This is a genomic window from Anoxynatronum sibiricum (assembly GCF_039414295.1).
Classification (GTDB): domain Bacteria; phylum Bacillota; class Clostridia; order Peptostreptococcales; family Tindalliaceae; genus Anoxynatronum; species Anoxynatronum sibiricum.
This window is the reverse complement of sequence record NZ_JBCITM010000007.1, coordinates 22716-37111: the sequence shown is the minus strand read 5'-3', so window position 1 is coordinate 37111 and position 14396 is coordinate 22716. Positions and strand designations below refer to the sequence as shown.

Genomic DNA, 14396 nt, shown 5'->3' with positions numbered 1-14396 from the left:
GGGAGGGTACCGGTTTCACCGGTGGGTGAAGGATCATCGAAATTGTTTAAGCAATTCATTCGCGAAGGATGTCGGAAGCGACAGCAAATAAGGAGGTTTATCAATGGAAAAGAGAAAAGGCATCATCACAATGAAAGGCAATCCCATGACATTGGTGGGTAGTCCGGTGAAAGAGGGTGCGCAGGCACCTGATTTTACAGCAGTGACCCGGGATATGAAATCTTTCCAACTCAGTGATTTGAAAGGAAAGAAAGTACTGATCAGCGTGGCGCCTTCCATCGACACATCGGTTTGCGACCTGCAAACCATTCGTTTCAACGAAGAGGCAGCGAAACTGGAAAATGCCGTGGTGGTCAGTATCAGCATGGATCTTCCCTTTGCCCTGAACCGGTATTGCGCCGACAGGGGAATTGAAAACTCGCTGGTGTTGTCAGACCACAAAGATGCTGACTTTGGTTTGAAATTTGGCTACCTGATCGAAGAACTGCGCCTGCTGGCCCGCGGTGTGGTGATGATTGATGAAGCAGGAGTGGTGCGTTATGCTGAAATTGTGCCGGAAGTGACCAACCACCCCGACTATGACAGGGCGCTGGCCTCCATCACAGGAAGATAATGCAATTTCATTGACGGAACGGCGGGTATTGGTGATGGTGCTAGTCTGCACGAAGGTCACATAAAAGGGAAGCCAGGGAAGCGGTGAATGAAAAGGGGATGAAAGAAAATGAGCCAGACAGCAATGTCAGAACTGCGTGAGTTCAAACAGGAACAGGCGGTCAAAGATTATATCACCCGTTCTCACGCTCGCAGTCAGGAATATGGCGTGGAGCTGGGGCGGATCTACAGCTCAAAAATCCTTCGGGGAGAAGCGCTTCGGGAAAAAATGGACGAGAACCGGGAGCTGATTGAAACCGCCATGCCCTTTCTTCAACAGCTGTGCGATTTCGTTCGTGGCTCTGGTTTTTTTGCCATTCTGACAGACTGGGAAGGCTGCATTCTTGACATTCAGGGAGATGATGAAGTGCTGCGGGAGGCGGCCAGGCTGGAAATGAATCCGGGAGCCTACATGCATGAACGTCATATTGGTACCAACGCCATGGGCACTGCCCTGGCAGAAAAAATTCCGGTACAGGTGGATGGCGATGAGCACTATGTCACGGCATATCACCGGTGGACTTGTTCAGCCGCTCCCATTCATGACCCTAAAGGACGCATGATTGGCACGCTGGATCTTACCGGCCGCAGTCACCTGGTGCATTCCCACACGCTGGGAATGGTGGTGGCCGCCGTCAACGCCATTGAACAGATGCTGACCATTCGGCAGGCCAATCAGAAACTGGAGTTGGCCCGGAACTCCATCAGCACCATCATCGATGCCATTACTTCCGGTATATTTACAGTGGGGCCCCGGGGTTATATCAAAACCATGAACAAAACTGCCAGTGAAATGCTGGGTTACAAACCGGAAGAAATCAGGGGGCTTCATATTGCCAGTGTGGTGGACAACTGGGAGAATATCCAGCAAAATCTTGAAAAAGGCATCAATTATATGGAAGAAGAAATTGATGCCAATGGAAAGAACGGACGCATTCACTGTACTTTCAGCACTTACCCGGTGGAATACCGGGATGGGGAGCATCAGGGCGTGGTCTGTGTCATCAAGGAAGCCCGCAGGCTGCGGAAAATAGCTCACAAAATGGCGGGAAGCCGGGCGGTCTACACCTTCGATAAAATCGTAGGCCGCAACCAGCAGTTTTTAAAACTCATTGATTATGCCCATCGGGTGAGTGACAGCCCTTCCACGGTGCTTATCACAGGTGAAAGCGGTGTGGGAAAAGAGGTATTTGCCCAGGCCATTCATAATGCCAGCGATCGGCGGGATGAAGCTTTTGTGGCCATCAACTGTGGTGCGCTGCCTCGAAATCTCATTGAATCTGAACTTTTTGGTTACGAAGACGGAGCCTTTACAGGAGCCAAACGAGGCGGGCAGATGGGTAAATTTGAGTGGGCAGACGGAGGCACTCTTTTTCTGGATGAGATTGGCGAAATGCCCTATGACATGCAGACAAATTTATTGAGGGTGCTGGAAACGGGCAAATTGTTCCGGGTGGGCGGCAACAAGGAAATTGACGTGGATGTGCGCATTATCGCGGCCACCAACAAAGATCTGCGAACAGAGGTTGAAAAGGGAAACTTTCGAAGAGATCTTTACTATCGGTTGAATGTGGTGCCCCTGGAGTTGATGCCCCTGCGCGAACGAAAAGATGATATCAGCCTGCTGGTGGATTATTTCATCACTGTCAAATCCATGAAACTTGGGAAAAACCCGGTGATGCTCAGCCGTGACCAGATTCGCCGACTGACAGACTATCACTGGCCGGGAAATATTCGCGAACTGGAAAATGCTGTGGAACAAATCATTAACTTGAACACCTGCAGATTGTGGGAACAGGATTGTCAGATAATTTCAGGGGACCTGGAAACCACACCACAGGGAAATGAAATCGAGTGTTTGGAAGAAATGGAAAGACGCCACATCGAACGAGTGTACCAAAGTTATAACGGAAATGTGTCTCTTGCAGCAGAGGCATTGGGGATCGGACGAAATACCTTTTATCGCAAGGCGAAAAAATACCAGATCGATTGTTCTAAAACGAAACAGTGATCAACTATGGAACACTCTCAGAACAAGAATAATGATCCGAAACAGAACATGTCTTTCAGAAGAGACAAAAATCATTCAGGGATACGGGTGACCATCCGCTTTCAATGTTGGAAAACAGGGAGGGGAGAGAGTTGAAAGGACTATTGAAAATATAATGAAAACAGCAGATGGTTGGCATGCAACTTGCACATCAGTAATGGAGCATGTATTTCATTATTGTCTCTGAAAGAAAATCCCAAAAGAATCGTATGAAGGAGGAGAAATGTATGTACGGATACTGTGGAACAGTTTTACGCGTTAACCTCACCACCGGCGACATTAAAAAAGAAGCCCTGGATCTGGAACTGGCCAAGAAATATGTGGGTGGCCGCGGATTGGCAGAGAAGATTTTTTCGGATGAAGTGGATAACAAAATAGAGCCTTTTGATCCGCAAAACAAACTGATCATTGCCGCTGGTCCCCTCAGTGGTGTTCAGACAGTACCCACCGGTGGTCGGTATATGGTCATCACCAAATCACCCCTAACCGGCACCATTGCTTCCTCCAACTCCGGCGGTCGCTGGGGGGCAGAGCTGAAATTTGCCGGTTATGACATGATCATTGTGGAGGGAAAATCTGAAAAGCCCGTCTACATCAATATTGTGGATGATGAAGTCACCATTAAAGATGCCACTCACCTGTGGGGTAAAATGACAAGTGAAACCACTGAAATGCTGCTGAAGGAAAACAATGAAAAGGCGAAAGTCCTGAACATTGGCCCCGGCGGTGAAAAGCTCTCCCGTATAGCAGCTGTGATGAATGACATTGACCGTGCTGCCGGCCGTTCCGGTGTGGGCGCCGTCATGGGTTCCAAGAATCTGAAAGCAGTTGTGGTGAAGGGTTCCGGCAAACCTGCAGTGGCAGATCCTGACAAACTGAAAGAAGTGGTGAAACGGGTTAACGAAAAAATCCGAGAAAATGGTGTCACCGGCCAGGGGCTTCCCACCTACGGTACCGCTGTATTGGTTAACATTATCAATGAAAACGGCGTCTTTCCAGCCAATAATTTCCAGCAATCCACCTTTGCTCTGGCAGAAGAGATCAGTGGCGAAGCCTTGGCTGAAAAGTACCTGGTGAAACGTGTGGGATGTTATGGATGTCCCATCGCCTGTGGGCGTCACTGCAAAGTGGATGACATCGAAGGCGGCGGACCCGAATACGAAACTATTTGGGGATTTGGAGCCGACTGCGGCGTTTCCGACCTGAAAGCAGTCATTAAGGCCAATTACTGGTGTAATGAGGTGGGGCTGGATACCATCTCCGCTTCCGCCACCATTGCAGCTGCCATGGAGCTCTATCAGAAAGGACTCATTAAAGACGATGAGCTTGATGGACTTTCCCTTGAGTTTGGAAATGCCGAAGCCGTCATCGAATGGACTAAGCGCATGGGTGTGCGGGAAGGTCTGGGCGATAAAATGGCAGAAGGTTCCTATCGTCTGGGAGAGATGTATGGCGCACCTGAGCTTTCCATGAGTGTTAAAAAGCAGGAGCTGCCGGCTTACGATCCCCGGGCCATTCAGGGTCAGGGCCTGGCCTATGCCACTTCAAACAGGGGCGGCTGCCACGTACGGGCTTATTTGATCTCACCGGAAATTTTGGCGCTTCCTGAAAAACTGGACCGCTTTGACCTGGCCGGCAAGCCGGAATGGGTAAAAATCTTCCAGGATCTGACAGCAGCCATCGATTCCTCCGGCATGTGCCTCTTCACCTCCTTTGCCATGAATGCAGATGACTATGCCGATATGATGAATGCCGTTACCGGCACCGACTTTGACGCCGCCAGCCTTCTGGCCGCCGGCGACAGAATCTGGAACATGGAAAAACTCTTTAACATTAACAGTGGTCTTGGCAAAGCGGATGATACGTTGCCGAAGCGCCTGTTGGAAGATCCCATTGCAGAAGGTCCGTCAAAAGGAAACCTTTCGCAGCTGGGTGTTCTGTTGCCCAAGTATTATGATGTGCGTGGATGGGATGCTGAAGGCGTTCCCACTCAGGCAAAGTTGGATGAACTGGGGATTTAACATCCGTGAAAAGCATCCAGTTCCCCCGCTGATGATGAACATCGACTTCTGATCTAATGCATCTTGAAAAAGAGCTTCCTCTGGGAGCTCTTTTTCACAACCGAAGGAGTTGCCTCATGAAAACCAAGTCCCATGAAACCCTTATTCATGATTACCTTTATGAAGACAATCTGAAAGACCGGACCCACCTGCTGGAACTGGGATATCGGGCACATTTGCTGCCTGGCGACGAAATTCACAAAATCTATCTGGAGTTGACCGACCGGTGCAATCTGAATTGTGCCATTTGCTACCGCAAAAGTTGGGATGAAGACCAGTTCAATCTGGATATGAGTGAAGACATCCTTAACCGGGTGGAGGCGAGTCTGAAAGAAGTGAAGGGGATTAAAAAGCTGGTGCTGGGGGGGATCGGAGAACCTCTTTACCACCCTCAGATACTGGAAATACTGAAACGGTTTGGCCACTATCCGCTTCATATTACATCCAACGGCACCATGATGTCAGCGGCCATGGTGGATGCGCTGGTGGGCCGTGTGCAGGAAATCACCATCTCTGTCGACGGGGTGGGAAAAGCGTTTGAAGCCATCCGGGGAATCGGTGTGGATGTGGTGGCAGAAGGCATCCGGCGCCTGCAACAACGCAAGAGAGAACTGGATACTGCCTGGCCCCGCATCAGTCTTCAGTTTGTGGCTTCCCGCCAGAACATCGATCAGATTTATGCAGTACTGGATCTGGCCCATGAGCTGGGTTGCGGTAAACTTATCCTGTCACATCTGATTCCACAAACAGAAGAAAACAAACATCAGTATTTGTACGGATTTGCCGGCCTGACATCCCACGAAACCCAATTGCTGTTTCATAAGATCCGCATGTACTCCCATCGAAAAGCTGTCACCGTCCAGTTTCCCCAGGCGGTGTTGAAAACAGAAAGGGCTTGTGCCTTCATTGAAGATGTAACCACGTATATCACAGCCGGTGGCGATGTGGTTCCCTGTTACCGATTTTCACATCCTTATGAAGAATATGTTTTTGGTCGGAAGAAACAGGTAACCAAGCATAGTTTCGGCAGTCTGAAAGAAAAAAAGGTGCTTGAAATCTGGAACAGCGTTGATTACCAACGATTCAGGTACCAGATTCACTGCAACTTCTATCCCTCCTGTATGGACTGTGATCTGGTGGAAGGCTGTGAATACGCCACAGAAACGAAGGAAGACTGTTACGGTGTTCAACCCACCTGTGCTGACTGCCTGTGGGCCAGGCGTTTTGTCATGTGCCCCTGAAGCCGGTGGTGTTTCTCAATATTGACCCTGAAGAGAATGCCGGTGAGGATACGGCAATGGCGAATTTCGGCAGAAATGGAGTTAGACGTGACAATGGCGAAAAAAAGGGTATAATGATACGTAGATCACGCTGACGAGGTGAAGCAGATGAAGATAAAAGTGCGTTTGTTTGCCACCCTTCGAGAGGGTCGGGATAAGGAAATGATGGTGGAAGGGCCGGAAGGAATGACTTGTCGACAGATTATTGACCAGCTGACGATTCCGGAAGAAGAAGTGGCCATTCTATTGGTGAACGGACGGGATGGACACCTGGACAACCCCCTTAAACCGGAGGACGTTGTTTCCATATTTCCGCCTGTAGGAGGCGGCTGAAGCCATTTTGCAAAATAGTAGCGCCGGCAGAGCATCCAAAGGGTGCGCTGCCGGTTTTTAACATTGGAAAGGAAGGGATCAGGCACATGACGGATCAGTTAAAGGAGAAAATAAGGCTGCGGCAGCCGGGGATTCTCACCTATGGCATCACGCCTCCAAAAGCAGGACAGTCGGAGGAAAAACTCCATGAAATTGCCCGCCGTCAGGTGGAACGGATTCAGGGGATTGACATTGACGCCCTCATCAGATCCTACCTTAATGACATGAACATTCACTCCACCAGGAAGAATCATTTTATATGACATTCAAGACGAAAAAGAACGGGTGACAGAAGCCAGACCCTTTCCTTTCATGAAAACCCTTGATCCCCAGGAGTACAGCCAGAAATACCTGACAGATCTTGCCATCCCCCATATCATCTACCGGTGTGTGGGGAAGTATCCGCCGGAAGTCCTGGAACAGTGGATTGGAGGCAAGGGAACGGATACCCGCTATTCGGTTTTTGTTGGAGCAGCCTCTTCCAGCCAGGCGGTATCCATGTCTTTGGCACAGGCCTATCAGTTGGTTTCGAAAAATGATGCCTTTTTGATGGGTGGCGTGGCCATTCCGGAACGCCATCTTCTCAAAGCAGATGAACACCTTCGGGTGATCAGCAAACAGCAAAAAGGCTGCAGCTACTTTGTTACCCAGGCGGTCTATAACGTGGAAGCCTCCAAGAATTTTTTGTCGGACTATTACTATCATTGCCGCAGGGAAGGCCTTCCCCTGATGCCGGTGGTGCTTACCCTGACACCCTGTGGATCCTTAAAAACCCTGGCTTTTATGAAATGGCTGGGGGTGAATATTCCCCGCTGGCTTGAAAATGAGCTGTGTCACAGCAGTGATATTCTGGACCGGTCCATTCACCTCTCCCGGCAGGCCTTTGTTGAACTTCAGGAGTTTGGCCGCGAAAAGGGAATTCCCATAGGTTGCAATGTGGAGAGTGTCTCGGTGAACCGGGTGGAGATTGAAGCCTCCATTCAGCTGGCCAGGGATATCAAACAGATCATGAATCGTTGAATGCGATGATCATAGATGATCAGATGAGAAGCGTTAAAAAGCAAGGTGTATTCAGTGCGAAAGACTCGCGGGAAGTGGGCAGATGATGAAAGGAACCTGAGAATGGGAATTTATGCCAATCGATTTAAATCAGCCATATACAGCCTGTTTGACCGTGCCTTCATTCCCCATGAACTGGCCGCCGCCCGGGGACCGCTGATCTTACATATGAGTGACACACCGGCAGAAATCTATCCATTTCTCTATCGGCTGGTGACCCTCATTAAGCCGGCACATATCCTGCATACAGGAGACGTGGCTGATAACTATAAAATAGAAAAGCAAAAAAGCCAGCTGAGCCGTTACCAGCAGTCTGTGGTGCCATTTCTGAATCAACTGGTGAAAATCAGCGGCGCTCAACTTCATGTGTCACCAGGGAATCATGATGATCTTCCCACGCTCCTGACATTATTTCCTGCGGAAGACTTGAAGAATCGAACCATTTCATTGTATGGTAAGAAGTTTCACCTGATGCATGCCCTTGATGATCAGCCTGATGCACCGGGTTATTACTGCTTTGGCCATCAGTTTCATCCGCTCAATCTGGAGGAAGACTCCAGAGTGCTTCTCAATGGACTATTACACATTCATGTGATCGATGTGGAAACCTGGCAGGTCTACCATCTGGAATATCCGCCAGGCACGAATAAATTCCGGAAAATGGACCGGAATCCCACGGGGCTCTAAACAGATCAAGGAGGCATGAAAATGGTCTATTTGCGCATTGGAACAAGGCTGTTGTTTTTGCGCGCGGCATCTCCCGAAGACACCTGCCGCCAGTTGTCTCAGAAGCTGCACCTGCGCCAGGTGTCTCTGGACGAAGGCCAGCGAGAGTCAGATAAAAACACCAGTCTGATTTTTGTGACGCCAACGGGACTGGAAATGACAGATCCTGACGATGCTCACGGAATCCTGTTGGCCCAGGGCAGTGGAACAGCAGTGCTCAGTCAAATCATCAATGAAGGGCTCAGCAGCATCATTGAACGGGTGGATATGGGCCCCCGCATTTTGCTCATGAGGGTACCGGAACATGAGGAGGCGGTATTGGACGCACTGGCAAAAGATTATCACGCACAGACGGTCACCTGGCATGAAGGGGTTCGGCTGGGAGAGAAAGACCAAACCCTGCTGGGGCTCACCACCCACCGGTTGCACCAGGCGCTGGGAGAACAGGCCGTATACCCCCGACAGCTCCTCATCGATCAACCCCTCCACGACTGTTATGCCCAGTTGCGTCGGGAGGCGCTGCTGTACATCACCCATACCCTGAAAGACGGCTCCTGGTATGAATACCGCATCAACCTCTATGATAACCGGGGACAATATGAGGTGCATTATCACCGGCTCATTCACGTGATTGCTGCACTGGAACTGGGGTTTATTCTTGGAGAAAGCTGGACACGGGACCACGCGCTCACCCTGCTGGCGGTGATGGCCTATCAGGTACGCCTTTTCAGTTTCCTGCCGCCGGAAGCCATCAAAAAAATACTCATGGGATTGGAATATGATGATGAAGGCAAACGTCTGGCAGATTTTGATCTTTATTACCGAAACAGAAAAGTAGGCTGGACCGACACCCAGAAAGAAAAGCATCGCATGTCTGAAAAAAGGAATAAAAAAGAAGAAGGCCAGTACCGCCGCCAGGAATTGCTGGAAAAGCTGACCGGTAAGGAACGGGAGCGGTTATATCGATTGGAAACAGATCTTCAGTCATCGAGATAGGCTTTCGGTTGACAGACGGTACCGCCATTGAAACAGGATAATGGTAAAGAGATGTTTAAGAAGAAAAGGCTATAAATCCAGGGGGAACTGCCGATAACTTTTATGAAAGGAGGCGTTTTCTGATGAAAGTGACAGATCGATCCCAGGCGGCTTATGAAGCAGCAGCCTTAAATCAGAAGAAGCACGAAGGGAGTCGGGAAACCAAGGCAGAAAAGGCTCAGGAAAAGGAAGCGGGCGTTGTCAAAGACCAGCTGACCAAAAGCGAACCGGAAACCAAGGCAACCTACGAAAAACCGGCACCTGTACGGGATGAACAGTCGATTCAACGGCTGATGGACGAAAGCAACCGGGCACATCAACAGCTGCGTGAACTGGTCATCCGCATGTTGGAACGCCAGGGAATGTCTGCAGATCGTCTGAAACAGGATGGAGAACCAGTTAACATTGATAACGAAGCAAGGGCTGAACTAGAAGCCATGCTGGGTCCTGACGGAGAATACGGTGTAGAAAAAACCAGTGATCGTATCGTCGACTTTGCCATAGCTCTTTCCGGTGGCGATAAAGAGAAGGCAGAACTTCTTCGGGACGCCATCATTCAGGGATTTAAAGAAGCTGAGAAAGCACTGGGCAGTTTACCTGAAATCTCACAAAAAACCTATGACCGGGTACTTGAAAAATTTGATGCATGGGTAAACAGCGAAAACTAAATGATTGGACACCGCGGTGTGCATACGGCTCCGGGAACAGAACACAACTGTTTCCCGGAGTTTTTTATGCCATCAAACAAACGGGTGTACGTATTCATATCAAGATAAATATATCACCAAAAGGCATTGCATTTAATACGTCAATAGGTGTATAATAATAATCAATAGGTGTAACGATTGCATTTTTAATATGAATGCAATCAAATCAACGTTCATCAATATGAGGAGGTGTCGATTTGCCCGAAGAATTCAAGCCAGGCTGCAAGCGACCGGAACTCACGAAAAAGAGTGAACCATCAGCAACGATGGCGATAGATCAACCCGAAAAGGAGGAAGTTCAAACAATGGTTAAAGTTGGAAAACCGGCCCCGGAATTCTCTGCTCCTGCTTTCTTTGAAGGAAAATTTGTGAATGTGGATCTTTCTGAATACAGAGGAAAGTGGGTTTTGCTCTGTTTTTATCCCGGCGATTTTACCTTCGTCTGAGCTACCGAAGTTTCAGCAGTTGCTGAAAAATATCCCGTTATGAAGGAAATGGACGTCCAAGTGCTCTCCATGAGTGTGGACAGTGTGTTTGTTCATAAAATGTGGAATGATATCGAGCTCTCCAAAATGATCGGCAAAGATATTCCCTTCCCCATGTGCTCAGATCAGGATGGCCGTATTGGAAAAATGTATGGGATTTACGATGAAGACAGTGGTGTGGAAACCCGTGGCCGCTTCATTATTGACCCGGATGGTATCATACAGGGCTTTGAAGTATTGACACCGCCGGTGGGAAGAAATGTCAGTGAAAGCATTCGTCAGGTGCAGGCTTATCAACTGGTGAGAGCCAGCAACGGCACAGAGGCAACTCCCTCAGGATGGAAACCGGGCAAAGCGACATTGAAACCTGGTCCTGGCTTGGTGGGCAATGTCTGGAAGGAATGGAAAGTCAGCGAAGCCTTCGACGAATAGAAGTAAAGAAAAATCGAGATGAATCGAAAACATCAACCTCCCTCAGGCCGATCAACTGGCCGGAGGGAGGTTTTTTGATGATTATTGGAAACACCTTCACCGGCGGCTGTTCTGCCACCACTGCATAAGGGCAGCACCCCTGATGCGACGGGGGACGGGGGTGCCAGAAATCAGCTGCCGGCATGGGAAAAATATGCTATACTTGATGGAACAAAGTATCAAGAAACCTGTCGATGGTGAAAAACCCAATTACTGGAGGAGTGCATATGGTACTGGTGCTGAATTTTTTTCTTGATGATGTTTTTGCCGCAACCTTTGATCGGGTCATCTGCAGTCAGCTGGAAGAAACCGGTGAGCCGGTCCATTTCCTTCGGGTCCGTGGCGAAAAGGAAGTGACGGAGCTGTTGGAAGACCTTTCGCCTTTCAGCCATCTGATCCTTTCGGGTTCTGAAGCATCACCCATGGAGGATTATGGGTGGGAAACTCCCATGGCCGCCGTGCTGGCTCATTGCCAGGAGCACCGAAAGCCTGTGCTGGGCATTTGCTACGGTCATCAGCTGCTGGTGCGGCTATTGGCAGGAAAAGAATACCTGAGAGTGGCACCAAAGCCGGAATTTGGATGGGCCAATATTCAACTGCCAGCCAATCCACTTTTTGAGGGACTCGAAGATCCGGTGTTTGTGTTGTCTCATTACGATGAAGCTCTCGCATTGCCCGAAGATTTTCAGTTGCTGGCAGTGTCGGAAAGATGCCCTGTCCATGCTTTTCAGTATGGTGAACTGCCCATTTGGGGCGTGCAGTTTCATCCGGAATACGACCTGGCCTCCAGTCAGGAAATTTTCGATGTCCTCAAAACAAAAGACCCTCATTTTAAAGAGAGCTTCATCGACCAGCTGGAAGATGAACAGCGCTTCCGGCAAAATCGCAGGTTGTTCGTGAACTTTATCAATCAGTAAGCAGGATAGCTACGATAAGGGATCGCCTGTTTTTCGCCTGAGGGGAATCTGCTCAGGCTTTTTCAGGTGTTTTTCAGACGATATCAGACTGGTTTCAGGCAAAAGAACAGGCAGGTGATTTTTTGATTCCACTCAATCCACAGCAGCAGGCGGCAGCCAGACACCATGATGGCCCTGCCATTGTACTGGCCGTGGCCGGAGCAGGTAAAACCACTGTGATGTGCAGTCGCATTGCCCATTTAATGACTGTTCACCAGGTGAATCCGGCAGCCATTTGCAACCTCACCTTCTCAAGGGCATCAGCCCGGGATATGGCAGCCAGGTTTCAGCAGCTGTTTGGGCACCTTTCCGGCAGTAACCAGGTGCAGTTTTCCACCATCCACTCCCTGGCTTACCAGGTGGTGTCCCGGGCTTATCGGTTTGAACACCGTCACATTCATCTCATTGAAGATCGGCGGCAGCAGCTTTACAAGCCACGGATTCTCAGGGCTATTTACCGGCAGATCAACCAGACTTTTCCAGGCGAAGATGAAATGGAAGAGCTATTACAGCAGATCAGCCTGGTGAAAAATAAAATGATTCCCGAGGATGAAATGGAATCGCTGTGCGGTGCAGTGAAGCGCTTTCGGGATATTTATCTACGGTATGAAAGCTATAAAAAAGCCAATCACTGGCTGGATTATGACGATCTGCTGGTGGTTACATGGGAGATTTTCTCCCGGAATACCACGTTTCTGAAACAATATCAAAACCGCTACTTGTACTGGCAGGTGGATGAGTTTCAAGATACTTCACCGATTCAGTGGGAGATTATCCGATTGCTGACAGCACCCGAAAATCAGCTTTTCTGTGTGGGGGATGATGATCAGATGATTTACAGTTTCAGGGGATCTTCGCCCCGGTTACTGCTGGATTTCCCCACCCTTTATCCGGAAGCGGCTGTCTATGTGATGGATCAGAACTATCGATGCCCCCAGGAACTGGTGACGGCCAGTAATGGGGTTATTCGACTGAATCAGCAGCGGTATGCCAAAGAAGCTGTCAGTCAGGCGGGCAGTGGCGGTCGGTTGGAGATCCGGTCCTTTTCCGATGGCAGGCAACAGCTGGAAGGGATCATCAGCAAAGTAACACAGTGGCTGCAACAGGAGACGGTGAGCGTGGGCCTTTTATACCGCAACAATCTGTCGGCGGTGGTTTTGGCAGATGCCCTGCATGAAGCAGGGATTTCCTTTCGATCAAGGGATTTGAAAATGACGTTTTACTCCCATTGGCTTACCCAGGACCTGCTGCACATCATTGACTTTGCCTATGCACCCCACGATCTGGAACTGTTTGAAAAAATCTATTACAAATTGAATGGCTACGTCTCCAAGCAGATGATTGCCTGGCTGAAGCAGCATGCTCCAGCGAATGAGGGCCCCTTACTCAGTCACCTGTGCCAGTCACCACTGTTGTCGGAACACTACCGGCAGAAGTCGGTGAAAGAGCTGGCAAGAAATCTGCAGTCTCTCACCCGTCAAAGCAGCGATGGCATCATTCCCTTTCTGGTGGATCAACTGGGCTATGGCCAGTACCTGGAACGAAAAAAACAGGTTTCAAGGGAAACAGCTTTCCAGCTCCTTGAAATGATTCACTGGCTCAGTCGGTCAATCCATCAGCCATTGCAATTACGTCAACAATTACTGGATACCGGTAGAAGAGGCAGTGATCCTGTTCAGATATCGGATAATCAGACAACTCCCAGAGTCACCCTTAGTACAGTTCATGGGGCTAAAGGGCTGGAGTATGACTTTGTGGCTGTCCTTGATGTAGCGGCCCACACCTTTCCGGCTCCGGGAAGCGTGAAAACTGCGCTGGAAAAAGGCGATCAAAGTCAGCTGGAGGAAGAACGGCGGCTCATGTACGTCGCCATGACCCGTGCCAGAAAAGAACTGTGGCTGTGCTGTCCCCAGTCCTGCTTTCGCGAAAGTCTACAGGAGAGTCTTTTTGTCAGTGAAGTCAGACATGCGCTGCCAGAAGCTTTTTCGCAAAAATCATTTCCGGTAACAACGGGCGAGGCTGTTGTTCACAGCACCTTCGGGCCGGGAGAAGTGATGAGTGTTTCGGAAACAAGTGTGGCCATTCGGTTTCGCGACGAGGTGCGCCATATTGCCCGTGATTTTCTCCGGCGGGTGCTGGTGGGGAAGGCATCCTCCTGAAACAGTTGAGATTAAATATCAATCAATAGGGTATACACCATATAAACGTATTGGAAGCTTTGGATGAAAAAGGAGGGTTTTCGATGACACGCAAAATCAGTATTGAGTACTGCATTGCCTGAGGTTACCTGGAAAAGGCTGTAAGCCTTACAGAAAGACTGCTTAACGAACACAAGGACCAGATTGTGGAGTTGGTGTTGATTCCTTCAGGCGGAGGGGTTTTTGAGATTAAACTGGAAGACCGGTTGCTGTTTTCCAAAAAATCTCTGGGAAGGTTCCCTGAAGAAGATGAAGTGGAAAGTACCATCCGAAAAGAACTGGTATAAATATATGAAGATGAAGGCTGCCGATCAATCACCGGCAGCCTTTTATAGTACAGGCGTGA

Annotated in this window: 14 protein-coding genes; all 14 read left to right on the top strand. The window is 49.4% G+C overall.

Features of this window, described 5'->3' with window-relative positions:
• Nucleotides 1–103: 103 nt before the first annotated feature.
• The gene (gene tpx / locus AAIG11_RS08355) at nt 104–613 is read left to right on the top strand and encodes a thiol peroxidase (protein ID WP_343185789.1); all 510 of its coding nucleotides are present in this window, start codon (nt 104–106) and stop codon (nt 611–613) included.
• A 108-nt stretch (nt 614–721) separates the two neighbouring features.
• Nucleotides 722–2662, top strand: coding sequence for a sigma-54-dependent Fis family transcriptional regulator (locus AAIG11_RS08350; protein WP_343185788.1), 1941 nt, complete (start codon nt 722–724; stop codon nt 2660–2662).
• Nucleotides 2663–2928: 266 nt separating this feature from the next.
• Nucleotides 2929–4722: an aldehyde ferredoxin oxidoreductase family protein gene (locus AAIG11_RS08345; protein ID WP_343185787.1), complete on the top strand. Its 1794-nt coding sequence runs from the start codon at nt 2929–2931 to the stop codon at nt 4720–4722.
• 116 nt (nt 4723–4838) lie between these two features.
• Nucleotides 4839–6002, top strand: a complete 1164-nt coding sequence (locus tag AAIG11_RS08340) for a radical SAM protein (RefSeq protein ID WP_343185786.1) — start codon at nt 4839–4841, stop codon at nt 6000–6002.
• 147 nt (nt 6003–6149) lie between these two features.
• A complete protein-coding gene (locus AAIG11_RS08335) occupies nt 6150–6374 on the top strand; it encodes a MoaD/ThiS family protein (RefSeq protein WP_343185785.1) in 225 nt (74 codons plus the stop codon).
• Nucleotides 6375–6460: 86 nt separating this feature from the next.
• Complete coding sequence (locus tag AAIG11_RS08330) at nt 6461–6676, top strand: hypothetical protein (protein ID WP_343185784.1); 216 nt, start codon at nt 6461–6463, stop codon at nt 6674–6676.
• Nucleotides 6677–6725: 49 nt separating this feature from the next.
• Nucleotides 6726–7433, top strand: a complete 708-nt coding sequence (locus AAIG11_RS08325; protein WP_343185783.1) for a methylenetetrahydrofolate reductase — start codon at nt 6726–6728, stop codon at nt 7431–7433.
• Nucleotides 7434–7487: 54 nt separating this feature from the next.
• Entirely contained in the window at nt 7488–8159 is a 672-nt protein-coding gene (locus AAIG11_RS08320; protein ID WP_343185782.1) for a metallophosphoesterase, read from the top strand.
• Nucleotides 8160–8180: 21 nt separating this feature from the next.
• On the top strand, nt 8181–9194 hold the full coding sequence (locus tag AAIG11_RS08315) for a hypothetical protein (protein WP_343185781.1): 1014 nt from the start codon (nt 8181–8183) through the stop codon (nt 9192–9194).
• A gap of 122 nt (nt 9195–9316) precedes the next feature.
• Complete coding sequence (locus AAIG11_RS08310; protein ID WP_343185780.1) at nt 9317–9901, top strand: hypothetical protein; 585 nt, start codon at nt 9317–9319, stop codon at nt 9899–9901.
• A 236-nt stretch (nt 9902–10137) separates the two neighbouring features.
• Nucleotides 10138–10857, top strand: coding sequence for a thioredoxin-dependent peroxiredoxin (gene prxU / locus AAIG11_RS08305; protein WP_425499416.1), 720 nt, complete (start codon nt 10138–10140; stop codon nt 10855–10857).
• Between the two features lie 266 nt (nt 10858–11123).
• Nucleotides 11124–11813, top strand: a complete 690-nt coding sequence (locus AAIG11_RS08300; RefSeq protein WP_343185779.1) for a type 1 glutamine amidotransferase — start codon at nt 11124–11126, stop codon at nt 11811–11813.
• A 122-nt stretch (nt 11814–11935) separates the two neighbouring features.
• Complete coding sequence (locus tag AAIG11_RS08295) at nt 11936–14011, top strand: ATP-dependent helicase (RefSeq protein ID WP_343185778.1); 2076 nt, start codon at nt 11936–11938, stop codon at nt 14009–14011.
• Nucleotides 14012–14139: 128 nt separating this feature from the next.
• On the top strand, nt 14140–14337 hold the full coding sequence (locus AAIG11_RS08290) for a SelT/SelW/SelH family protein (protein ID WP_484477161.1): 198 nt from the start codon (nt 14140–14142) through the stop codon (nt 14335–14337).
• Nucleotides 14338–14396 lie beyond the last annotated feature (59 nt).